Genomic DNA, 24,007 nt, shown 5'->3' with positions numbered 1-24,007 from the left:
AGTGGATCAGCGCCGCATCATTCCGCGGCGCGGACTTGCGAGGCGATCGTGTACTGGTCGACGCGCGGCTCGTAGGTCAGCCCCTCCTTCAGGGCCCAGACCGTCTGCTCGTAATGCAGCGGGATGATGCCGAAATCGTCGAGGACCATCTGCTCGGCCTCCTGCAGCATCTTCTCGCGCTCCGCATCGTCGATCGTCGTCATCGCCGTCTTCAGGAGTTCGTCCATCGCCGGGTTGGAATAGCGCCCGGCGTTGGTCGGGCCGGTCCCCGCTTCCTTGTTGTAGGTGGCGACCAGCGACTTCAGCGGCGACGACATCTCGCCCGAGGAGGCGCTCCAGCCGGCGAGATACATCGGGAAGTCGAGCGCGTTGCGGCGGGAGAAGAACTGGCTCGCCGTCTGCGCGTCGACATTGGTCCGGATGCCGATCCGTGCCAGCATCTGGGCGACGGCCTGGGCGACCTGGGCGTCGTTGATGTAGCGATCGTTCGGCGTGCCGAGCGTGATCTCGAAACCGTCCAGATAGCCGGCTTCGGTGAGGAGCTGCTTGGCCTTTTCCGGATCGTAGGCATCGACGGCGCGGCCGTTGGTGCCGAACATCGGCGGCGGCAGCAATTCCCCGGCGGCCTGGGCATAGCCGCCCATGATGCGCTCGACGATGGCCTCGCGGTTGACGGCCAGCGAGATCGCCTCGCGAACCTTCTTGTCAAGCAGCGGGTTCTTGCCGTCCGTCCCGGCGATGCTCGGGGCCTCGCCGTCCTGGTCCATCGCGAGATAGATGATGCGGTTCGACAGCGCATCGACGACGCTGTAGCCGGCCTGCTCGATGCGCGGCAGGTCCTGGATCGGCGGCGACTCGATCATGTCGACGTCGCCCGACAGCAGCGCGGCCACCCGCGGCCCGTCGCTGGTCAGCGGCCGCAGCGTCACCTTGTCCCAGTCGGGCTGCTCGCCCCAGTAGTCCTCATAGCGCGTCAGCACCATCTGGCTGCCGCGGACGAAGCTTTCCAGCCGGTAGGGTCCGGTCCCCACGGTCACATCGGGAGAATTGAAGTCGGCCGATTGCGGCACGGTCCCCATGCCCTCGCATTCGCCGCCCGGCTTGTAGGTGACGGTGTCTTCGGCGCCGGCAGCGTCGGCCGAGAGGATCGGCAGGTTGGCGACATCGGTCGGCAGCAGCGGGTTCGGGCCGTCGGTGCTGATCAGCACGGCGTTGTCGCCGTCCGGTTTCACGTCGGTGATGGTCGCCGTGTAGATGGTGAAGGACGAGGGCGAGTTCTCGACCAGCGGCACACGGCAATAGGTGTAGATCACGTCGCGGGGCGAGAAGGTGCTGCCGTTCTGGAACTTGACGCCGTCACGCAAAGTGAAGCGCCAGGTCGTGTCGTCGATCGCCTCCCACTCGGTCGCCAGCGCCGGGGTCACCTTCTGCAGCGGATCCTGGTTGGTCAGCCCCTCGAAGATGTTGAGCAGCACCTGGGTGTTGGTCGACAGCTGGTGAAACTGCGGGTCCATCGAGGTTGCTTCCGACTTGAGACCGACGACGAGGTCAGCCGCCTGGGCCGCGCCGGACAGGACGGTGCCGGCGACGAGGCAGGTAAAGAGGGCACCTGTTTTCATCATGTCTCTCCACGAACAACGAGGATCTGGGCGCGCCGGACCTCTTGTCCGAACGCCGCACCGCCGGGTCCATCCGACTGTTGGCAGTGAGGCTATTATGCTGTAGTTGAATTTAAAAGAGCAAAAGATATACATTTATTGCATAGACATGCCTGAAAAATCATCGCCCGTCCGACAGGAGCCGCGCCGCGCGGGCTTCACGCTTCGTGAGCTCGAGGTGCTGCGCGCTTTGGTCGAGACCGGCAAGACGACGCTTGCGGCGCAGCGTCTCGGCCTGTCGCAGTCGGCGGTGAGCCGGGCGCTCGCGGAGCTTGAAGCAACGCTCGGCCGGCAGCTCTTCGATCGATCCGGAGGCCGGCTGGTCCCCAATCCCGACGCGCTGGCGGTCAACGACGAGCTGGGCCCGATCTTTGCGGCTCTCGGCCGGATCGTCGATCGCTCGAGCGCCGCCAGCTCGCATGGCGGAACGCTGCGCATCGCCGCGCCGCCGACGATCGCGCACCGCTTCCTGCCGCCGATCGTCGCCCGGTTCACCAAGACCAATCCGGCTCTCGAAATCGTCTTCGAGGTCCTGTCGAGCGACGTGCTGGTGACCGGCATAGCCGAAGACCGCCACGATATCGGCCTGACCGACACCGCCGTCGTGCATGACGGCGTGCGCAGCGATCTCCTGGTCGCGACGGAGGCGATCTGCGCCCTGCCGAGCCGCCACCGACTGGCCGACCTCGAGATCATCCGGCCGCAGGATCTGGAAGGCCAGCCGTTCGTCGCGCTGACCCGCCGCCATTCCGGCCGCAGCCAGATCGACCGGTTCTTCGACAAGGTCGGGGTGCGCCGCCACATGGTCATCGAGACCGCGACGGCGGTCTCGGCGGCGGAGTTCGTTCGCGAAGGGCTGGGTGTCGCGCTGCTCAATCCCTTCCCGATCGTCCACCAGCTCGGCAGCGGCATCGTCGTGCGGCCGTTCGCGCCGGCCATTCCCTATCGCGCCTGCTTCCTTTCGCCCGCCAGCCGGCCTCTGTCGCTTGCCGCCGCGGATTTCATGGCGCAGGTGCGCAAGGCTCTCATCTGATCGTCGTCCCCCGCGTCGTCTCCCGAACGGCGCCCGTCGGAGTTTCTTCCATGCATCCCCAGTCGAGCCCCGAACTCCTGCGCCATCTCGTCGGCTTCGATACGACCAGCAGCGGCTCCAACCTCGCGCTCATCGACTTCGTCGAGGCCTATCTCGCGGGTCTCGGAGTGGCGAGCGAGCGCGTCTATGACGCCAGCGGCCGGAAAGCCAATCTCTGGGCGACGATTGGGCCGGCGGACGTGCCGGGCATCATCCTTTCCGGTCACACGGATGTCGTGCCGGTGGCGGGGCAGGAATGGCAGAGCGATCCGTTCACGCTGACGGAACGAAGCGGCCGGCTCCATGGCCGCGGCGCCTGCGACATGAAGGGGTTCCTCGCCTGCGCCCTTGCCGCGGTGCCGAACATGCTGGCCGCCGATCTGGCGCGTCCGATCCATCTCGCATTCTCCTATGACGAGGAAGTCGGATGCGTCGGGGTCGTCGGGCTGCTGGAAGCCCTGAAGGGCCGCGCCACCCTGCCGCAATATTGCGTCGTCGGCGAGCCGACCTCGATGGCGGTGGTCGTCGCGCACAAGGCCAAGCGCTCGGCGCGGGTCACGGTGACCGGCCGCGCCTGCCACTCTTCGCTGGCGCCGCAGGGCGTCAACGCGGTCGAATATGCGGCGCTCTTCATCGCCCGGCTGCGGGAGATCGGCGCGCGCCTCGCCCGCGAAGGCCAGCGCGACGAAGCCTATGACGTGCCCTTCACCACCGCGCATACCGGCAAGATCCGCGGCGGAACCGCGCTGAACATCGTGCCCGACGCCTGCCAGTTCGAGTTCGAGTTCCGCGTCATGCCGGGCGAGGACCCGGACGCCCTGGTCGCCGAGATCGCGGCTTATGCCCGGGACGTGCTGGAGCCGGAGATGCAGGCGATCGCCCCGGAGGCGGGGATCGCGATCGACGTCTTCGCCGCCGTGCCGGGGATCGAGACCGCGCCGGAGAGCGAACTCGTCAAGCTCGCCCAGCGCTTTGCCGGCAGCAATGGCCACGCCAAGGTGGCCTACGGCACGGAGGCCGGTCGTTTCAAGGAAATCCTCGGCATCGAAACCGTCATCTGCGGCCCCGGCCGCATCGCCGAGGCGCATCGCCCCGACGAATATGTCGAGATCGCCCAGCTCCAACGCTGCGACGCCTTCCTCGCCGATCTGATCGACTGGGCCGCAGAATCCGGGCAGGGCGCGGGGCAGGAATTTCGCCGCCTGCGAGCCTGACGGGATCCGGGCGGCGCCTGATTGCCTCGCATGCCGCCGCGTAGATCTCATCCATTCACTGTAAAACGCTCACCCGCTTCCTGGATCGTCTCGGCCGAGTTCGACAATTCAGACAGATGAAGGAAAGGCCATTTTCACGCCTCGAATGGAGGCGCCGCATTAGCCGGTTTCAACCGACGGATCGCTTGAGAAATTCGAGAAGGCGCGGATCGGCGCCATAGGCGACGTTGATGCGGATTGCGGCGCGGGCATTGCCCGATCGGTTCGGGGAAAAAATCGATCCGGGTGCGAGGAAGATGCTTTCACGGGCTGCCGCCTGGCAGAGCTCCACCTCGTCCACAGCCTGCGCAAACTGAACCCAGAGATAGAACCCCGGCACCTTGCTCGGGCGGACGGGCAGGCCGATGGCTTCAAGTTCGCTCGCCACCACCTGGTTGGCGCTTTCGACGCGGGATCGCAAGCGCCGGAGATGGCGCAGATACTGGCCGCCCTGGATGAGGTTGAAGACGAAACGCTCGACGTAGCCCGAAGTCGCGACGCCAGTCAGCATCTTGATGTCCGTCAGCGGCTGGACGAGCGAGGGATGCCCCGCCAGGAAGCCGCATCGCAGGCTTGCGGACAGCGTCTTCGAGAACGTCCCGACATAGATCACCCTGTTGAGCTGATCGAGCGCTGCCAGACGCGTCATCGCCGGCGGCACGATGTCCGCAAACGCATCGTTCTCGACCACCAGCGTCCCCCATTGTTCCGTGGCCTGCAGGATGCCGAATGCCGCGGGCGGAGACAGCGATCCGCCGGTCGGGTTGTGCGCCTGCGATTGCGTGAAGAAGAGCTTGGGGCGGGTGGTGGCGAGCTTTTGCCTGAGATCGTCGAGGTCCGGCCCGTCCTGCGTCCGGCTTACCCCGATCATCCTGACCTTCGCCAGCGCCAGCTTCGCGAACAGCGGATAGTAGCCCGGATCGTCCACGAGGACCGTATCGCCGGGCTCCAGAAGATGCCGGATGATCAGGTCGTGCGCGTGGTTCGCGCCATGCGTGAGCAGCACCCCGTCAGGCGCGGCGGCGATCGAGCGCTCCATCAGCATCAGGCGAAGGCGTTCGCGCAGCGGCGCAAAGCCCCGCACGCTGCCGTAGCCGAAGTCGTCGGCGTCAGGCCCGCTCGCTCTCGATCCCGAAAAATGTCGCCGAAGCTCCGATCCTTCCATCCATGACGCCGGGGGGCGCCCGTCGCCCGGCCGCACCTCGTAATGGCAGTCGAGCTGCTCGCGCAGCAGGGAGACGCGATCGATGGCGGCCGCCAGATGGGGGGAGGCGGTGCTTGCCTGCGGCAGGTCGCGTCGAGAGACGTAGTAACCCGATCCCGGCCGCGCCTGCAGCAGCCCCTGGGCCACGAGCTGGTCGTAGGCCTCGGCCATGGTGTTCTTGGAAACGCCGTGGGCCTGCGCGGCTCGCCGCACCGACGGCAACCGCTCGCCGATCTTGTAGGCACCTTGCAGCAGATTCGCGGATACGGTTTCGACGATGGCCGCAACCCGCGTGCGCTCGAGCGCCATGCAAACCGTCCCCCCTTTCTGGCTGGGACAGTACTGGTCGAAACACCCGTAATTGTCCCTTGATTGTCCCGGATATTCTAGGACAATTCCACCAAGCATCCAAGTTTGAGATGTGCAGGGAGGAAGAATGGATCGGCCGACGGACGCCCCTCGGCAGGCGGTGAACTCACGCCTGGAAGGCTATCGCAACAAGACGCCCGAGCAACGCCTCGCTGTGCTTGCCGAGGCGACGGGCCTCGCCGATAGCGACGTCGCGATCTTCGGCCAGTCCGGCGCTCTCGACCCGGTCCGCGCGAATGGCATGATCGAGAACGTCATCGGCACGTTCCAGCTGCCGCTCGGCATCGCCACGAACTTCACCATCAACGGTCGCGACTATCTGGTGCCGATGGTGGTCGAGGAGCCCTCGGTCGTTGCAGCCGCCTCCTACATGGCACGGATCGCCCGCGACAATGGCGGTTTCCAGACATCGTCGACGGCGCCCGTGATGCGCGCGCAGGTCCAGCTCGTCGGAATTACCGACCCCCACGGTGCCCGGTCGAAGCTGCTTGCGGCGCGTGAGCAGATCCTCGCCATCGCCAACAGCCGGGACGCGCTGCTGATCAAGCTCGGCGGTGGATGCAAGGACATCGAGGTGCACGTCTTCCCGCAGACGGCGCGTGGCCCGATGGTCGTCCTGCATCTGCTCGTCGACGTCCGCGACGCGATGGGAGCCAACGCCGTGAACACCATGGCCGAGGCGGTGGCGCCGACGGTCGCGGAACTGACAGGCGGCACCGTGCGCCTGCGCATCCTGTCCAATCTGGCGGACCAGCGACTGGCGGGAGCCCGCGTCCGCATTCCCGAACAGTCTCTGGCCACCAAGGAGTTTTCCGGGCGCCGCATGATCGACGGTATCCTGGAGGCCTACGAGCTTGCGGTGATCGACCCCTACCGCGCGGCGACCCACAACAAGGGGATCATGAACGGCATCGACCCGGTGATCGTGGCGACCGGCAACGACTGGCGGGCCATCGAGGCGGGCGCGCACGCCTATGCCGCGCGCGGCGGTTCCTATACCTCGCTGTCGACCTGGGAAGTCGACGGCGAGGGGGCTCTCGTCGGGACCATCGAAATGCCGATGGCGGTGGGCCTCGTCGGCGGCGCTACCAAGACGCATCCGGCGGCCCAGGCCGCCCTGAAGGTCCTTGGCGTCACGACCGCCCAGGAGCTGGCGGAAGTCACCGTCGCCGTCGGTCTCGCCCAGAACATGGCGGCCCTGCGGGCGCTCGCTACCGAGGGTATCCAGCGCGGCCACATGGCGCTTCACGCCCGCAACATCGCGATCGTGGCCGGAGCCTTGGGCGAGGAGGTGGAGACGATCGCAGCCGAACTGGTGAAGGCGGGCGATGTGCGCACCGATCGGGCGCAGACGCTTCTGGCAGAGCTGCGCGGGGGGTGACGGATCGCTCCGGCGGCCGAAGAAACGCGTAAAAACACAAGAGGAGGAATGCCATGTCCTGGAATCTGAACCGCCGGTCGGTGCTTTGCCTTTCGGCCGCCGCCATGTCCCTTGCCGTGCTGGCGCAGCCGGCTCTGGCTCAGGAGGAGAAGGTCTCGTGGCGCATGCAGGCGCTGTGGGACGGCGGGACGACGCCGCAGGAATACGAGCAGATGTATGTCGATCGGGTCGCCGAGCTGACGGATGGCAATTTCGAGATCGAACTGTTTTCCGCCGGCCAGATCGTGCCGCCGGCCCAGGCATTCGACGCGGTGCGCGGCGGCGCGTTCCAGCTGATGAAGACTTTCGACGGCTACGAGGCGGGAAAGATCCCGGCGCTGGCCTTCACCGCCACGATCCCCTTCGGCTATCCGGAATCGCAGCAATATGCCGACTGGTTCTACGAGCGCGGCGGGTTGGAGATGGCCCAGGAAGCCTATGCTCCCGCTGGCCTGCAGTATATCGCCCCGACATTCTACGACCAGGAACCCATCCACGCGAAGGTTCGGATAGAGACGACCGCCGATCTCGCCGGCAAGAAGGGTCGCTTTGTGGGGCTTGCCTCCGGCGTCATGAGCAAGTTCGGCGTGGCGGTATCGCCATTGCCCACCAGCGAGGTCTACTCGGCACTCGACAAGGGACTGATCGATATTGCCGACCGCGGCGACATGCAGGCAAATCTCGATGCCGGCCTCGGAGAAGTCGCCAAGTACATCATCCTGCCGGGGGTCCACCAGCCGACCACCGCGACGTCCTACGTCGCCAACAAGGCGGCCTACGACCAGTTGCCCGACAGCTACAAGGAAGCCTTGGCGACGGCCGCCAAGGACGTGTCGGCCGCCTATCAGGAGGCGAAGGCCAAGAGCGACACCACCGCCCTCGAAGCATTCGAGACGCAGGGAGTCGAGGTCATCACCCTCGATGAGGCCGACATCAAGGCGGCGCGGCTGGTGGCGTCCGAGGCCTGGCGCGAGGCGACCAAGGGCGACGAACTCGCCACCCGGATCCTCGATTCGCAGGTCGAGCAGATGCGTGAGCTCGGACTGATCGAGTAGACCTTCCGCGACAAGCGTCGACGGCCGGCTTCTGCCGGCGGTCGACGACGCTCAAAGGGGGGGAGCCCTATGCCCAGTATCGTGGACGGTTTCGTGCGGTCCGTCACCGCGGTCAATCGATGGCTGTTCAACGCGGTGAGCCTGCTGTTGCTGCTGATCGTCCCGGTCATGCTGTATGCGGTCGTCGCCCGCTACGGCTTCAACGCGCCGTCCGACTGGGGGCTCGAGCTCGCCACGCTGCTGTTCGGACCGTATTTCCTGCTGGGCGGCCCGTATCTGCTCCACACCGGCGGCCACGTGAATCTGGACCTGCTGCGGCAGGCGGCATCGCCGCGGGTCAACCGGGTCTTCGACCTCCTGAACTATCCGGTCATCGCAGCCTTCGCGATCATCCTTCTCTATTATGCCTGGCCATTCGCCGTGCAGTCGTACGGTCTGGGCGAGACGTCCTACACATCGTGGAACCCGGTGATCTGGCCGATCAAGTTCGTGATCCCGATCGCATTGGTCCTTTTGTTCCTGCAGGCCGCGGCGGAGTGGCTGCGGCTGTTCTTCCACGATGTGACGCCGCCAGCCGGTGAAGGCACGAAAGACGGCCTATGAGCTCCACCGGCATCCTCATCTTCATGTTCGCGGGCCTGACCGTCTTTCTCCTGACGGGACTGCCGGTCGCCTTCGTCCTCGGCGGCCTGTCGGTATTGTTCACCGTGCTGTTCTGGGACGCCAATGCCCTGATCATCCTGGTCCTGCAGATCTTCGACACGATGCGCTCGGAAGCGCTGCTAGCGATCCCGCTCTACATCTTCATGGCGGTGATCCTGCAGAAATCCGGGATCATCGAGGATCTCTACCGGGCGATGGAGCTCTGGTTCGGCCGCATCCGGGGCGGGCTGGCGATCGGGACCGTGGTCATCTGCGTCGTCATGGCCGCGATGACCGGCGTCGTCGGCGCCGCCGTGACCGCGATGGGAATCCTGGCGCTGCCGGAAATGATGCGCCGGGGCTACGACGCCCGGCTGGCGACGGGCACGATCTGCGCCGCCGGCACGCTGGGCATCCTCATCCCGCCGTCGGTCCTGACGATCGTCTATTCGGTGACGGCGCAGGTCTCGATCGGAAAGATGCTGATCGCCGGCATCGTGCCCGGGGTCCTGCTGGCGGGTCTCTACATCCTCTACATCGTCGTCATTTCGTGGCTTCGGCCGGAACTCGTCCCCGATGTTTCCGACGTGCCGCGGGCGAGCCTTGCCGACAAGCTCCGCTCGCTGAAGACACTCGTCCTGCCCTCGCTGATCATCGTCATGGTGCTCGGGTCGATCTTCTTCGGCATCGCGACGCCCACCGAGGCGGCAGCCGTGGGCGTCTTCGGCGCGGCCCTGGCCGCGGCCACCCGCCGGCATCTGACATGGCCGACATTGACGCAAAGCTGCCTCGTGACGCTGAAGGCCACCGCGATGATCCTGTGGATCACGATCGGCGCGAAGGCCTATGTCGCCATCTTCACCGGGCTTGGCGGCGCCGACGCTCTGCTCAACGGTATCGAGCAGTTGAGGGTCAGCCCGTATCTGGTTCTCGCCGTGATGATGCTGATCCTGATCTTTCTCGGCACCGTGCTCGACGAGATCGGCATCATCCTGCTCACCGTTCCGGTGTTTCTTCCCGTCGTCCGCTTCCTCGGTTTCGACGAGATCTGGTTCGGCGTCCTCTACGCCCTGACGATCCAGATGGGCTACATCAGCCCGCCCTTCGGCTACACGCTTTTCTACATCAAGAGCACGCTGCCGAAAGAGGTCGGCATGGGGATGGTCTATCGCGGCATCGTGCCGTTCTTTCTTCTCCAGCTCGCCGGGCTCCTGATCTGCGTGGCGTTTCCCGGGCTTACGACGTTCCTGCCGGCGCTGATGTCGCGATGATCGCTCGATATCGGCGCTAAGGGGGGCGCGGAAGAAGCGACGCGCGATCGCGCAGCGGATGTGACTCGGGGAGAGGCGCTGGGCGGATGACGATCCCGGCTTTGCGAAACAGGAAACCAGCAAAAGAGGAGGAAACGAACATGGGTGGAATATTGATTGGAAAAGTGGCGCTGGCGGCGCTTCTCCTGACGGGCGTGTGTGCAGTGGCGCAGGAAAGCGACCGGGCCCTGCCGGCGCTGGACCTGCCGGAAGCCCTGCGGAGCGCGGTGCCGCTGCCGGTCAGCGAGGCCGATCTGCCGACGGTCGAGGCCGTCGAGTACTTCAAGGTCTCGGACCAGGCACTCCAGCTCGAATGCCCCGTCTTCGAGCCGGGCGGCGATCTCCTGTTCTGTGAAGTCTTCGGCGGCCGGGTCTACCGGCTGACGCCCGACAAGAAATTGTCCACCGTCCTCGGAGAGAACGAACTGCGGCCCGCCGGCCTCGAGGTCCACAAGAACGGCCGCATCTACATGGCCGAACTCGGCGACTTCGCGGCCCAGGGATCGGTGGTCTCCATGGACGCCGACGGGACGAATATCGAGGAGATCGTGCCGCGCTCGAGCGGCTTCCTCGCCGACGATCTCGTCTTCGACAAGCAGGGTGGATTCTACTTCACCGATTTCAAAGGCGGGTCCAGCCGTCCGGATGGCGGGGTCTACTATGTCGGCCCGGACGGGGGCGAACCGGTTTCCATCCTGCCCAATCTGCGGATCGCGAACGGCATCGGCCTCAGTGCGGACGGCAAGACGCTCTGGGTCACGGAACTGGCCGGCGGCAAGCTGCACAGGGTGTCGCTCAGCGACGCCACGACCGTCGCGCCGTTCGGGGACCTGATCACCTACACCTTTACCGGCGCCGGACCCGACTCGTTGCGCATCGATGCGGACGGAAACGTCTACGTCGCGATGTATGGCCAGGCCCGCGTCCTGGTCTTCAATCCGCTCGGCCTGCCGATCGGACAGTATCTGCTGCCGGGGCGGGACGAAGGCCACAACCTGCGCTCGACCTCCATGGCCATCCGGCCTGGGACCGACGAGATGCTGATCCTGACGAACGACTGGGACCGGGGACGCGGCTCGACGATTTTTGCCGTCCGGGCGCTGGCCAAGGCGGCCCCGAGCTTTGCGATCGACGAGTAGCAGACGGGTCGCAAGCGGAGGGCAAGGCGAGAAAACGACGGGGCGCCTGCGAGGACGACGTCGTTATTGAGACGACACGGAACAAGGGTCGCTTCGGTGGCCCTTGTTTCCGGCATATTGGCGACGTGCCCAACCCCTGCGCCATAGGAAATCCGCTTCGTGTCATCGTGCGACAGCGGGCCATGGCCGCGTTGGGCGGTTTCCCGAAGGTGTTCGTCACGACGGCCCGGTTCTGCCGATTGAACCTCGTGTAGGGCTTCGGCTAAGCGCTCGCCCCATGCCGGATCCTGATATCTGGTAGGATCGAACTGGCCGATGTCGGAACGGTCGGTCGGTAATATCCTGGTCGGCGGCAGACGTTCCGGATTCTTCCCGGTCTGGGCGCGAATGCGGTCACCATCCGCTCCTCGATCAGGACAGTCAGTGAAGCAGTCCCCATTCCTTTCGGCATCCGCGGCATATCTGGAAGATCTGCAGGAGAAACATGGTGTCGAGCCGGGTGCGGTGAGCCCGGACTGGCGCTTCGTCTTCGACGCCATACGGGAACTGGAGGGGCTCGACGAAGCCGACAGGTGCGGCCTCGACAGCCTCGCCTGCGAAGAGATTCGCGACCGGGGCCATCTCGTTGCCGACCTCGATCCGCTGCACCGTGTTCCGGCCGACGGCCCGGGCAGGCAGACTGCAGAGACACGGCTGCGAGAACTCTATTGCGGCTCCCTCAGCCTCGAAAGCGCGCATATCGACGACGCCGTCCGCCGGAATGCGGTTCGGGTGGCATTCGAAGCGCGTCCGCAACGGCCGGGGGCGGCGGCGAGGCGGCGCGCCTTCGACCTGCTCGTGGCGGCGGAAGAGTTCGAGCTTCTGCTGGGTACGCGATACCCGACGAAGAAGCGCTTCGGCATCGAGGGGGGCGACACGCTGATACCGCTGGTGGATCGCCTGCTGCACCAGGCGGCCATGGCCGGCATCGACGAGGTGCATGTCGGCACCATGCATCGGGGCCGGCTGAACCTGATGGCGAACGTCTTCGGGATGGCGTTGCCCCGGCTTTTCGCGACCTTCACCGGGACTCATCCCTTCGCCACCGACATGCCGGTGCCTGCGGACGTTCCCTATCATCTCGGTCATGGGGGCGAGTTGCGTTACGGCGAGCGGCTGCTGCGCGTGGTCCTCTCCCCGAACCCGTCGCATCTGGAAGCGGTCAACCCGGTCGTCCTCGGCCGGACGCGCGCTGCCGGTGACCGGAGGGTAAAAGCGGGCGGAGAGCGGCGGAAGGTGCTGGCCATCCTGCTGCACACCGACGCCAGCGTCGTCGGCCAGGGCTCGGTGGCCGAGACCTGCCAACTGGCCGAACTCGGCGGATTCGGCGTTGGCGGCACGATCCATGTCGTCGTCAACAACCAGATCGGCTTCACCACCAACCGCGACGAGGCCCGAAGCTCGCGTCACTGCACCGGCATCTGGAAAAGCATCGACAGCCCGATCTTCCACGTGAACGGCGACGAGCCGGACGCGGCCTTGCTGGCGGCCGATCTCGCCGTCGCCGCAAGGAACGCGCATGACTGCGATACGGTGATCGATCTCGTCTGCTATCGCCGCAAGGGCCATAACGAGATCGACGAGCCGCGTTTCACGCATCCGACCCTTTACAGGACCATCGGCGCGCACAAGCGGGTCCGCCAGCATTATGCGGAGATGCTTGCCGAAGCCTCGGTCATCGGTGCCGACGACGAGGCGCAGGCTGCCGAGCGGTGGCGAGGCACCTATCGGGAGGGGCTTGCGGCGGCAGAGGAGTATCGGCCAAACGCCGACGGTTTTCCCAACGGCATCTGGGCAGCCTATGCGCCGACGGGGCGCGGAGAAACCGGGGGCTGGGACATCGGGACGGGCGTCGAGCGGCAGCGCCTCGAAAGCCTCATCCGGAGTCTCGCCGCCGTCCCCGCGACGGTCGAAGCCGACGACAAGGTGGCGCGGCTGGTCGGCCAGCGGGCGGACGCGATCGAGGCGGGGCTCAACTGGGCGGTCGCCGAGGCCGCCTGCTTCGCCACGCTGCTGACGCAGGGCGTCCCGGTGCGGCTCAGCGGCCAGGACGTGATACGCGGCGCCTTTTCGCACCGCCACTTCGCGATCACCGACACTGCCAGCGACCGCCGCCATATCAGCCTCAACCAGCTTTCGCCGGATCAGGCCTGGTTCGACGTCGTCAACAGCCCGCTGTCCGAGCACGCGGTGCTCGGTTTCGAGTACGGCTACAGCCTCGATGCGCCGGAGGCGCTGGTGATCTGGGAGGCGCAGTTCGGCGATTTCGCCAATGGCGCGCAGATCATCGTCGACCAGTTCGTCTGTTCGGCCGAAGACAAGTGGCGCCAGCCCTCCGGCCTCGTCATGCTCCTGCCGCACGGGCTGGAGGGGCAGGGGCCGGAACATTCCTCGGCGCGGATGGAGCGGTTCCTGCAGCTGGCGGCGCGCGACAACATCCAGATTGCCAATCCGTCAACGCCGGCTAACTACTTTCACCTGCTGCGCCGGCAGGTGCTCGCGCCGTGGCGCAAGCCGCTGATCGTCATGAGCCCGAAGACGCTCCTGCGGCTGCCGGCGGCGGTGTCGCCGCTCACCGACTTCGACGCCGGAACGCGGTTTCGGCCGGTGATCGCCAGCTGTGTCCCGGACACGCCCGTCGATCGGGTGCTGCTCTGCACGGGCAAAATCGCCTACGAACTGGAGCGGCGGCGTGGCGAGGACCAACGCCATGACGGCACCGCCATCGTCCGCCTCGAGCGGCTCTATCCGCTGCCGGTGCTGAAGCTGGTGGAACTGTTCAGGCGCTGGCCGGACGCGGCGTATCGCTGGGTGCAGGAGGAGCCGGAGAATTTCGGGGCGTGGCGCCATCTCGATCGCCGCATCGAAAGCCTGCTGACGCAGGCGGGTGTCCGCCGGCCGCAGCTTGCCTGCGTCGCCCGGCCGGAAGCGGCCTCGCCGGCGGGCAGCTTTCATGGCGACCACGACCGCGACCAAGCAGTGATCGTCGAGGCGGCGTTCGCTGCCGGATGACGGGCGGAGGCGGAACGGGAGCGCCGTACCCGGGAAGCCACATGCCGAGCATGAGCTGGAAGGACGAACATGAACCCAGTGTCCGGCGCCGAGCCGAGCCAGCCGCCCATCGGCGACGCGACCGATATCCTCGAAAGGGTCGGCGCGACGCTCCTCCATGTCCATAAGCTCGTCCGCAGCCTGCGCCAGGCCGTGCTTGCGGCGGTGGCGCCGGGCGGCGTGATCGACAAGGACGGGATCGATCGGCACCAGGCGATCGTCCACGGCTTTGCCTGGTACGCGACCTATGCGCAGGCGCTGGCGCAGTCGCATGACTGGGGCCGGCGACTGGACGAGGCGGGCCGCCTCGGTCCCACGGAACGGGCGATTCTTGCCGCGCTGTTCGGCGAGTATCTCGCCCAGATGGCGGGCGGCATCTGGATGAGCCAGGGGGAGATCGTCCGGCCGGCAGATTTCGGGGTTGCCCCGGACGAGCTCTCGACGTTTCAGGCGGGCGTGGCGGACATCATCCGGATCGGCACCGATCCGCAACTGGCGGTGTGGATCGCGCACTGCGTGGCGGACACGATCGGCGAAGGGGGCGGAGGCGATCCGGGCCTGTGCGACGACACGCTGGAAATGGTCCGCGAGCAGTTCCGGCGTTTCACCGAGGAGAAGATCGCGCCTTTCGCGCATCAATGGCACCTGAAGGACGAACTGATCCCGCTGCCGCTGATCGCCGACATGGCCGAGATGGGCGTCTTCGGCCTGACCATCCCGGAAGCCGATGGCGGCCTCGGCATGGGCAAGCTCGCCATGTGCGTCGTCACCGAGGAATTGTCGCGCGGCTATATCGGCGCCGGCTCGCTCGGCACCCGCTCCGAGATCGCCGGGGAACTCATCGGGCAGGCCGGGACGCCCGCACAGAAGGCCCGCTATCTCCCCGGCATCGCCAGCGGCGCGATCCTGCCGACCGCCGTCTTCACCGAGCCGAACACCGGCTCCGACCTCGGCGCGCTGCGCACAAGGGCGGTCCTGACGGGCGATGCCTACGCCGTCACCGGCAGCAAGACCTGGATCACCCACGCGGCGCGCAGCGACCTGATGACGCTGCTGGTGCGCACAAATCCGGAGGAACCCGGCTATCGCGGTCTTTCCATGCTGCTTGCCGAGAAGCCGCGGGGCAGCGACGCGGACCCGTTCCCGGCCGAGGGCATGGCTGGCGGCGAGATCGCCGTGCTCGGCTATCGCGGCATGAAGGAATACGAGCTGAGCTTCGAGGGCTTCACGGTGCCGGCCGATGCGCTGCTCGGCGGGCGCGAGGGCGAGGGCTTCAAGCAGCTGATGGCGACGTTTGAATCCGCCCGCATCCAGACCGGCGCACGCGCCGTGGGGGTGGCGCAGAACGCCATGGAGCTCGGCTTCCGCTATGCCAGCGAACGCGTTCAGTTCGGCAGGTCGCTGCTGGATTTTCCGCGCATCGCCGGCAAGCTCGGCCGCATGGTTGTGGAGACGATGGCGGCACGCCAGCTGACGTATTTCGCGGCACGGGAGAAGGACAGCGGTCGGCGATGCGACATCGAGGCGGGCATGGCCAAGCTGCTCGCTGCGCGCACTGCCTGGGCCAACGCCGACAATTCGCTGCAGATCCATGGCGGCAACGGCTTCGCCCTGGAATACGAGATCAGCCGCGTCCTGTGCGACGCGCGCATTCTCAACATCTTCGAGGGGGCAGCCGAAATCCAGGCGCAGGTCGTGGCGCGTGGCGTGCTTGCCGGGCGCAACTGACACGGTCGATGGCCGCGATGGCCGATCCCTCGGCAGGAGCCGATTCTGTTGCGCGCCGAGGCGCCGTTCCCGTAAGGCTGACGCCACGGCGGGCGAAGGCCGCGCGGAGGATGACGCGTCCGTCGCCAGCGTGGGAAGGGTGCTTCGCCGCAGGCGACGGGATTGATCGAGGCCGGATGGAGTTCCTGACGCTCAGCTATTTCGTCCAGGTGACCGAGCTCGGGAGCTTTTCCAGGGCGGCGGCTTCGCTGGGCCTGACCCAACCGGCACTCAGCCGGCAGGTGCGCAAGCTGGAATCGGAGCTTCGGACCGAGCTGTTCTATCGCCACGGTCGCGGCATCGCCCTGACCCCGTCGGGGCGCAAGCTCTACGCGGCGGTCAAGCCGCTGCTGGAGGCGCTGGCCGACATTCGCGAGGCGATCCAGGAAGATTCCGAGCGCATGACCGGGACTGTCACGATCGGGCTGCCGCCCTCGCTCTGCGCGACACTCGGGGCGCCGCTCGACGAGCGTTTTCGCTGGCGCTATCCCGACGCCGTTTTGCGCACGCGCGAGGGCTTCAGCGGCATCCTGATGGAATGGATCGAAGCCGGGCGGCTGGATCTCGCGATCCTCTACGACGCGCGACGCGGACGAAGCATGCATGTGGCGCCGCTGCTCGAGGAATATCTGTACCTGATCCAGCCGCCGGCACCGAACGGCGATTCCTCGCCTCTCGCGATCGATGCGCTGGATCAGTTCGAGTTCGTCCTGCCCGGGCCCGAAAACGGGCTGCGACGGGTGGTGGACGCGGCGGTGCGCCAGGCGGGGGTGGTGCTGCAGATCAAGGCGGAGATGGATTCCGTCGCCGCCCTCAAGCAGCTCGTCCTGAACGGCCATGGCGCGACGATCCTGCCGTTCGGTGCCGTCCACCAGGAGGTCGAGGCGGGGCGCCTCGTCGCCCGCCGCATCTCTTCGCCGGCGATGCAGGCCAAGCTGATCACGGCGACGCCGCTGAACCAGCCCGTGTCGCGGGTGACGCGCGCCGTGCTGAGCCTCGTCCATGAATGTGTCGAGGAGCTGGTCCGTGCCGGCAAGATCGACGGCACCATGCACGGCATGTCGTCGGACTGAGCGCCGCGCCCGATCCCGCGCCGCCCCCAGTGCCGCGGGGGACAGCACCAAGAGGAAGAGACTCATGACGCCGCTTCTCACCGATCTTTGCGTGATCGAGGTTTCCGCCTTCATCGCGGCGCCGCTCGGCGGCATGACCCTTGCCCAGCTCGGCGCCGAGGTGATCCGGATCGATCCGATCGGCGGCAATATCGACTATCGCCGCTGGCCGCTGAACGCGGCAGGCGAAAGCATCTACTGGGCGTCGCTCAACAAGGGCAAGCGCTCCGTGGCGATCGACCTCCGCCATGCCGAGGGACAGGAACTCGCCCGGGCATTGATTGCCGCGCCGGGAGAGGGGCGGGGCATGCTGGTCACCAACCTGCCGGCAAAGGGCTGGATGGACTACGATGTGCTGCGCCAAAGCCGGCAGGACCTGATCATGCTGCAACTCACCGGCAATCCGGACGGGTCGAGTGCCGTCGACTACACGGTCAATTGCGCCAGCGGGCTGCCGTTCGCGACGGGCGCCACGGCCGATCCCGTCAATCACGTGCTGCCGGTCTGGGACATCGCCGCCGGCCTCTACATCGCCACGGGTCTGTTGGCGGCGGAGCGGCATCGCTCGCGCACCGGGGCCGGTCAGAAGGTCGTGCTGTCGCTCGCCGACGTCATGCTGGCGACCGTGGCCAATCTCGGCTTCACCGCCGAGGTCGAAATCAACGGTGCCGGCCGCCAGCCGATCGGCAACGATCTCTACGGCGCCTACGGGCACGATTTCGCCACGCGAGACGGGCGGCGGATCATGGTGGTGGCGATCACCGACCGCCAGTGGGCGGCGCTCGGCAAGGCGACGGGGCTATCGGAGCGGCTGGCGATGATCGGGCCGATGATGGCGGTGGATCTTTCGACCGAAGGCGGCCGCTTCGCCGCCCGCCATGCGATCTCGGCCGTGCTCGAGCCCTGGTTCGCCGGGCGCACGCTGGCCGAGATCCGCGAGACGCTCGACGCCGGGGGCGTGCTCTGGGGCGCGTATCAGGATTTCGTGCAGCTGGTCGGCGAGGATCCGCGCTTCTCGACGGCCAATCCGATGTTCAGCCAGGTCGATCATCCGGGGATCGGGCGGTTCCTGACGCCCGGCAGCCCCCTCGCTTTCGGCGCGGTGCCGCGGCAGGAGCCGGGGCCGGCGCCGCGGCTGGGCAGCGCCACGGAAGCGGTCCTGCACGATCGTCTCGGGCTTTGCGCGCACGAGATCGCGCGGCTCGCGGAAAAGGGCGTCGTCAGTCTCTGAGGGAGGGCCTGCCGGCGCGGCTCAGCGCGGCCGTGCGCCCCTGAGCGCCGCGAGGGTGATCTGCGTCACCGCCTCTTCCGTGACGGGCCCGGGATTGAGCCCGTTGTCGGTCTCGACGGTGATCCGGGCGATCTCCGGGATGTCGGCCTCGCTGATGCCGACATCCGTCAGACGGTTCGGCAGGCCGATGTCGCCGAGCAGGTCGAACAGCGCGCCGCCGAGCGAGGGCACCGCCAGCGCCGCCTCGAGGGTCCCGATCTTGTCAGGGGCAAACTGCGCATTGTAGGCGGCGACGTGCGGCAGGACGAGCGCGTGCGACAGGCCGTGCGGCACGCCGAACGATCCGCCCAGCGTATGGGCGAGGCCGTGCTGCAGGGCAAAGCCGCCGGCCAGGGCCGCTCCTGCGAGATAAGCGCCGTAGAGAAGCTGCGTGCGGGCGCCGAGATCGCGCGGATCGGCAACGACACCGCGCAGGCCCTCGGTGATGGCACCCGCGCCCTCGGCCGCGGCCATGGCGTTCATCGGGTTGACGGTCGGCACGTACACCGCGTCGACGCAGTGGGCGAGCGCGTTCATCGCGCTCGCGGCGCTGACATCGACCGGCAGCGACAACGACAGCTCCGGATCATAGATGACCGTCGCCGCCAGCATGCGCAGGCTCGTGTGCATGCGCTTCACGTTGTCGATGGTGATGCCGCAGAACCCCGTGACCTCCGACCCGGAATAGGTTGTCGGGATGGCGATGATCGGCAGCGCAAGTTCGAGCGAGATCGCCTTGCCGAGCCCGATCGAGGCGCCGCCACCGACGCTGACCAGACAGTCGGCCTCCATCTCGCGCGCCTTGATCCGGCAGGAGCGCGCCAGTTCGATCGGTACCTGCGAAATCGCCTCGGCCAGCAGCCCGACGCAGAGATCGCCAAGGCTCGCCACGACACGCTGCGCCATCGCTCCGCGCCCGGGGGTGGAGACGACCAGCGCGCGGCTGCATCCGAGCCGGCGGACCTCGTCCGCCACCCGCCCGGCGGAACCGGCGCCGAAGACGATGCGGGGCGGAGTGGCGTTATAGACGTCGCCCGGGGTCTCGAAGGTCGTCGGCGCGGCGGTGGGCGCGACTTTTCTGATCAGGTTCATGCTCTACCAGTCCACGATGGTGCCGTCGCCGAGCACGGCGCTCAGCGTATGCATCACTTCCGGCTTGAAGGGGTGCTTGGCGGCCTCGGCCTCGTTGATCTCCACGCCGAGGCCCGGCGCATGCGGGATCTGCCAGGCCGAGCCGACCCGGCGCATCGGCGTCGACACGACGTCGTCGTACCAGGGCACGGCACCGGACATCTCTTCCTGGATGACGAAGTTCGGGATCGAGATGTCGTAGTGCAGCGCCGCCGCGCCGGCGATCGGCCCGTTCGGGTTGTGCGGCGCGACGCCCATCATCGCCTGCTCGGCAGCGGCGGCGATCTTCTTGCCCTCGAGGATGCCGCCAGTATGGTTGAGGTCCGGCTGGATGATGTGCAGGGCCTTCTGCTCGAACAGCGGCTCGAATTCCTTGTAGCCGACCAGCCGTTCGCCGGAGGCGATCGGGCAGTTGGCGCGCTCGGTGACCATGCGCAGCGCCTGGGTGTCGCCCGGCTGCACCGGCTCCTCGCAGAACATCGGGCTGTAGGGCGCCAGCTCCTCGATATACTGCAGCGCACCCGCAACGGTGGCGGGACGCCCGTGGAAATCGACCATGATGTCGACGCTCTCGCCCACCGCCTCGCGAAGGACCTTCATCAGCCGCCCGACGTGCCGGCGCGACGGGATGTCCACCGAGTAGTGAGAGTAGGGGATGAACACGACCTTCAGGGCGTCGTAGCCCTTCTCGACCACCGCCAGCGCCTTGTCGCGCAGCGCCCCCTCGTCGAAGGTCTCGTAGACCGAGCGCATGTCGCCGAGGCCAAGATGGGTGTAGACCCGGACCTCGTTGCGCGTCTGGCCGCCGAGCAGGCGCCATACCGGCAGGCCGACGCTCTTGCCGAAAATATCCCAGAGCGCGTGCTCGATGCCGCTGATGGCGGTCGCCCCGATGATGCCGAGCTTGTAGTAGCTGTGCTTGTTCAGGATGCGGACGATCTGCTCGATGTCGCGCGGGTCCTTGCCGATCAGCAGCGGCTCGAGATCCTCCACGGTCGCGGCGACGGCGCGGGTCTTCCAGTTGAGGCTGGCTTCACCCCAGCCGTAGAGACCGTCCTGGTCGGTCTGCACCTTGACGAAGATCCAGTTGCGCATCTCCGCGTTGACGACGAGCGTCGTCACGCCGGTGATGCGGATCGGGGTCGGGCTGGACATGCTTGTATCGGCTCCGGTCATTGGGCGGGTTCGGCTGCGGGCGCGCGGACGACGTTGAGAAGTGCCTCGCCGCGGGCCAGCCGGTCGAGATTGGCGGCCATGAAGGCGTAGCGCCGCAGCGGCAGCTGGCGCGTCCAGGCCGAGGAATGCGGGGTGCAGACAGCGTTCTCGAGCTGGTGGAACGGGAAGGCCGAAGGCTCGACACGATCGTCCGACCCGGTCGGATACCGATACCAGACGTCGAGACAGGCGCCGCCGATCACCTTGCCGGACAGCGCCTCGAACAGCGCCGCCTCGTCGGCGATCTCGGCCCGCGATATGTTGATCAGCACGGCGCTCGGCTTCATCGCCGCAAGCTGGTCGCGGCCGATCAGCCCGTTCGTCGCCTCCGTCAGAGGGCAGGCAAGGACGAGATAGTCGACCTCGGGGAGCAGCTGATCCAGCTGATCCGGCGGCATGATGCGGTCGGCGGGCCCGAGATCCGCCGCATAGGCATCGAGCGCCAGAATGCGCATGCCGAAGGCCTTGGCGCGGGAGGCGATGGCGCGGCCGATCCGCCCGAAACCGATGAGGCCGAGCGTCTTGCCGTGGATCTCGTCGTGCGGCACGCGCTGGCGATAGATGTCCGGCCAGCTCTCCGGCGAGAAGCTCCGCCGCATCTCCACGGCGCGGATCTCCCATTCCAGCATCGCTGCCAGGACGTATTCGGCGATGGGGATCTCGTGCTCGAAGACGTTGCACACGGTGGTGCCGGCCGACAACGCGGAAAAATCGATCCCGTCCAATCCCGCCCCCGGGACATGAAGCAGCCGGAAGGCAGGACACAAACCGCCAGGGCGCTTCAGGCGCAGCGAGATGACGGCATCCTCGGGCGCGATCTGCGCGTCGAAGGCATCGGAATAGGCGGCTTCGCGCGGCAGCGGGACGATCTGGAGCGGCTCCCTGAGGCCTGCCGCCAGCTTCTCGGCGTGATTGGCGGCTTCGCCGATCATGAAAATCTTCATCGCGTCGTCCGGCCTCCCCTCCGAAAGACCGCGACGCTAATTGCCGAATATCATGTGGTCCAATTATTTTGCTGGATGGTCTGATAATCCCGACTTATCAGAAGGAGCCTTCTCGCCGCGGTATCCCGCCAGCGCCGCCGCGCCGATCGCAACGAATTGCTGTGCGAGGGGTGCCGGAGCCTTGCGTGGGTAGGCGGCGGCGACGCTGAGGCGCGGCGTGGCGGATTCGAGGGTGCGATAGGCCGCAAGGGCGCGATCGTAATGCTGCACATGGGCCGCGACAAACCCGACCCCGAGATTGCAGGCGGCCATGGCGACGATCGACTGCGCGGGCGAGATCTCGATGATCGTACGGGGGCTGAAACCGGCATTGTGGCAGAGTGCGATCAGGTGGTCGTATACATGCGGCGCGACCCCACGCGGAAACAGGATGAAGGTTTCGTGGGCAAGATCGGAAAGGGTGAGCGTCGGCTTCCTTGCCAGCGGGTTCTCTTCCGACAGCACCAACTTGAACGGCAGCTCCGCAATGACCTCGCAGTGCACCGACTCATCCTCGATCGGGGGATGCAGAAGGCCGACATGGATCTCGCCGCTCCGCAGCGCCGCCAGCTGCTCGTCCGTCGTCATCTGCTGGACGTCGACATGCACCTCGGGCAGGGCGGCGCGAAAACGCAGCAGGATCTCCGGCATGGTGATGAACAGCGCGGAGGGCGTCGTGCCGACGCGCAACGTACCGATCAGCCCGTCATCGGTCTGCCGTGTCAGTTCGACCGCCGCGGACATCGAGCGCAGGATTTTCCGCGCCTCGTCGAGGAAGACTTCGCCTGCCCGGGTCAGGGAGACCTGCCGCTTGCTGCGGTGAAGCAACTGGACCTGCAACTGCTCCTCGAGCTGGCGAAGCTGCTGGCTGAGACCGGGCTGGCTGATGCCGCTGCGGCTGGCCGCGCGGCCGAAATGCAGCTCCTCTGCAAGGGCGACGAAACACTCCAGGCGCCGGCGATCCATGAACGATGCTCCTTGTGAGCTGGTTTCCCCCGCGTCGGAAAGCCGCTCGCCGTGGATCCGAAGGGCGGAGGACGTGATAAGCTGTCGTTCTTAAAGGATCAGATAAAATAATTAGACACGGTCGGGAAGCCCTTCATAGTGCGAGGTGCGAACGAGCCGGGTGGCGATGCTCGCGACCGTTCTCGTGCCGGAGGAGGCGCGCCGCGGTCTGTCGGACCCGGCCTCATCCGCTCTTGCGCAGACGGTTCCTGGCGCCAGAACGCGCCGTGATCGTGCCGCAAGAGCACGACTTGGGAGGAAGACACATGACATCGAAGCTTTTGCGCGGGCTCGGCCTGGCTCTGGCGGCAGGCGCGCTGATGGCGACGCAGGCCCACGCTCAGGAAAAGCCGGCGGACTTCCCGCAGCGGCCAATCAATCTCGTGGTGATGTATCCGGCCGGCGGCGCCGTCGACGTGACCGCCCGGACCTTCGCGCAGCTCGCCGAAGAGAAGATGGGCGTGTCGATCCGTGTCGAGAACCGCGTTGGCGGTGCCGGCATGGTCGGCCACACCAGCCTTGCCAAGAACACGGAAGCCGACGGCTACACCGTCGGCGTGGTCGCCAACCCGTTCCTCTACACCGACATCCTGCTCAAGAATGCCCCCTTTACCATCGAGGAGTTCGAGCCGATCAACGAGATCAGCTTCGATCCGGTGGTCTGGGTGGTGAACGCCAAGTCCGACGTCGGCTCCATGTCCTTCGACGAGATCGTCGAACACGCCAAGGAGACCGAGCTGCAGGTCGGCATGAATCCCAACAGCGTGTTCCTCTTCGTCAGCGAGTTCATCGAACGCGCCAAGGATCTGGAATTCAACTTCATCCCCTTCGACGGCGGCAAGCAGGGCGTGGTTGCGCTTTTGGCCGGTGACGTGGACGCCACGGCGAGCTTCTACTCGGAAATCGAGCAGTATGTGCAGTCCGGCGACCTGAAGCCCGTGGCGGTGACCGGCGACAACCGCCATCCGATGCTTCCCGACACGCCGACCCTTTCGGAGCTGGGCGTGCCGGCCGGCGGGCAGGCCTGGGGTGCGACGCGGATCTTCACCCTTTCTCCGGGCGTGCCGGAGGATCGCAAGGCCTATCTGGAGAGCGCGTTCCTCGAAGTCCTCGAATCGGACGAGGCCGAGGCCGCCTTCAAGGAAGCCGGCCTGACCCTGACACCCGCAGGCGCGCAGGCCGCCCAGGCGCAGTATCAGGAGTCCTTCGACACGCTGAAGGCGTTCCTGGCCGAGACCGGCCGCGTCTCCCAGTAAATACGACGATCGCGCTAGCGGCGGACGACGACCTTGTCGTCGTTCGCCGGCATGCG

18 protein-coding genes are annotated in these 24,007 nt (G+C 66.7%); 12 read left to right on the top strand and 6 right to left on the bottom strand.

Annotated features, from left to right (window positions below; all coding sequences use genetic code 11):
- Positions 1–17 precede the first annotated feature (17 nt).
- On the bottom strand, positions 18–1,619 hold the full coding sequence (locus GGR03_RS12315) for an ABC transporter substrate-binding protein (RefSeq protein ID WP_183208436.1): 1,602 nt from the start codon (positions 1,617–1,619) through the stop codon (positions 18–20).
- Between the two features lie 148 nt (positions 1,620–1,767).
- On the opposite strand from GGR03_RS12315, the gene GGR03_RS12310 reads away from it, so the two are divergent.
- Both GGR03_RS12310 and argE read left to right on the top strand, forming a co-directional pair.
- The gene (locus GGR03_RS12310) at positions 1,768–2,691 is read left to right on the top strand and encodes a LysR substrate-binding domain-containing protein (protein ID WP_183208434.1); all 924 of its coding nucleotides are present in this window, start codon (positions 1,768–1,770) and stop codon (positions 2,689–2,691) included.
- Positions 2,692–2,741: 50 nt separating this feature from the next.
- A complete protein-coding gene (gene argE / locus GGR03_RS12305; protein WP_183208431.1) occupies positions 2,742–3,944 on the top strand; it encodes an acetylornithine deacetylase in 1,203 nt (400 codons plus the stop codon).
- A gap of 169 nt (positions 3,945–4,113) precedes the next feature.
- Here argE and GGR03_RS12300 read toward each other — a convergent pair whose 3' ends face one another.
- Entirely contained in the window at positions 4,114–5,496 is a 1,383-nt protein-coding gene (locus GGR03_RS12300; protein ID WP_183208430.1) for an aminotransferase-like domain-containing protein, read from the bottom strand.
- Positions 5,497–5,623: 127 nt separating this feature from the next.
- Between GGR03_RS12300 and GGR03_RS12295 the strand changes: the two genes are divergently transcribed.
- From GGR03_RS12295 to GGR03_RS12255, 9 genes are all read left to right on the top strand, one after another.
- On the top strand, positions 5,624–6,937 hold the full coding sequence (locus GGR03_RS12295) for a hydroxymethylglutaryl-CoA reductase, degradative (protein WP_183208428.1): 1,314 nt from the start codon (positions 5,624–5,626) through the stop codon (positions 6,935–6,937).
- Between the two features lie 53 nt (positions 6,938–6,990).
- Positions 6,991–8,031: a TRAP transporter substrate-binding protein DctP gene (dctP, locus tag GGR03_RS12290; protein WP_183208426.1), complete on the top strand. Its 1,041-nt coding sequence runs from the start codon at positions 6,991–6,993 to the stop codon at positions 8,029–8,031.
- Between the two features lie 69 nt (positions 8,032–8,100).
- The gene (locus tag GGR03_RS12285; RefSeq protein WP_183208425.1) at positions 8,101–8,634 is read left to right on the top strand and encodes a TRAP transporter small permease subunit; all 534 of its coding nucleotides are present in this window, start codon (positions 8,101–8,103) and stop codon (positions 8,632–8,634) included.
- Positions 8,631–9,944 carry a TRAP transporter large permease gene (locus GGR03_RS12280; RefSeq protein WP_183208424.1) on the top strand — a complete coding sequence of 438 codons (1,314 nt, stop codon included), beginning with the start codon at positions 8,631–8,633 and terminating at the stop codon, positions 9,942–9,944. The genes GGR03_RS12285 and GGR03_RS12280 overlap by 4 nt, the downstream gene beginning before the upstream one ends.
- Before the next feature lie 140 nt (positions 9,945–10,084).
- A complete protein-coding gene (locus tag GGR03_RS12275) occupies positions 10,085–11,122 on the top strand; it encodes an SMP-30/gluconolactonase/LRE family protein (RefSeq protein ID WP_183208422.1) in 1,038 nt (345 codons plus the stop codon).
- Positions 11,123–11,545: 423 nt separating this feature from the next.
- The gene (locus GGR03_RS12270) at positions 11,546–14,173 is read left to right on the top strand and encodes a 2-oxoglutarate dehydrogenase E1 component (protein ID WP_183208420.1); all 2,628 of its coding nucleotides are present in this window, start codon (positions 11,546–11,548) and stop codon (positions 14,171–14,173) included.
- Positions 14,174–14,242: 69 nt separating this feature from the next.
- Positions 14,243–15,940, top strand: coding sequence for an acyl-CoA dehydrogenase family protein (locus tag GGR03_RS12265; RefSeq protein WP_183208418.1), 1,698 nt, complete (start codon positions 14,243–14,245; stop codon positions 15,938–15,940).
- A gap of 176 nt (positions 15,941–16,116) precedes the next feature.
- Positions 16,117–17,052 (top strand): LysR substrate-binding domain-containing protein, encoded by a 936-nt coding sequence (locus tag GGR03_RS12260; RefSeq protein ID WP_183208417.1) that lies wholly within the window; start codon positions 16,117–16,119, stop codon positions 17,050–17,052.
- 64 nt (positions 17,053–17,116) lie between these two features.
- The gene (locus GGR03_RS12255) at positions 17,117–18,322 is read left to right on the top strand and encodes a CoA transferase (RefSeq protein ID WP_183208415.1); all 1,206 of its coding nucleotides are present in this window, start codon (positions 17,117–17,119) and stop codon (positions 18,320–18,322) included.
- 21 nt (positions 18,323–18,343) lie between these two features.
- Here GGR03_RS12255 and GGR03_RS12250 read toward each other — a convergent pair whose 3' ends face one another.
- The 4 genes from GGR03_RS12250 to GGR03_RS12235 form a co-directional block, all read right to left on the bottom strand.
- Positions 18,344–19,453: a maleylacetate reductase gene (locus tag GGR03_RS12250; RefSeq protein WP_183208413.1), complete on the bottom strand. Its 1,110-nt coding sequence runs from the start codon at positions 19,451–19,453 to the stop codon at positions 18,344–18,346.
- Positions 19,454–19,456: 3 nt separating this feature from the next.
- Positions 19,457–20,647, bottom strand: coding sequence for an enolase C-terminal domain-like protein (locus GGR03_RS12245; protein ID WP_210292121.1), 1,191 nt, complete (start codon positions 20,645–20,647; stop codon positions 19,457–19,459).
- A 17-nt stretch (positions 20,648–20,664) separates the two neighbouring features.
- On the bottom strand, positions 20,665–21,651 hold the full coding sequence (locus GGR03_RS12240; protein WP_183208411.1) for a 2-hydroxyacid dehydrogenase: 987 nt from the start codon (positions 21,649–21,651) through the stop codon (positions 20,665–20,667).
- Between the two features lie 63 nt (positions 21,652–21,714).
- Positions 21,715–22,656 carry a LysR family transcriptional regulator gene (locus GGR03_RS12235; protein ID WP_183208409.1) on the bottom strand — a complete coding sequence of 314 codons (942 nt, stop codon included), beginning with the start codon at positions 22,654–22,656 and terminating at the stop codon, positions 21,715–21,717.
- Positions 22,657–22,961: 305 nt separating this feature from the next.
- On the opposite strand from GGR03_RS12235, the gene GGR03_RS12230 reads away from it, so the two are divergent.
- Positions 22,962–23,951: a tripartite tricarboxylate transporter substrate binding protein gene (locus tag GGR03_RS12230; protein ID WP_183208407.1), complete on the top strand. Its 990-nt coding sequence runs from the start codon at positions 22,962–22,964 to the stop codon at positions 23,949–23,951.
- Positions 23,952–24,007: the final 56 nt, after the last annotated feature.

The sequence above is a fragment of the Aurantimonas endophytica genome (genome assembly GCF_014196845.1).
Taxonomy (GTDB): domain Bacteria; phylum Pseudomonadota; class Alphaproteobacteria; order Rhizobiales; family Rhizobiaceae; genus Aurantimonas; species Aurantimonas endophytica.
This window is presented reverse-complemented; position numbering and strand designations above follow the sequence as displayed.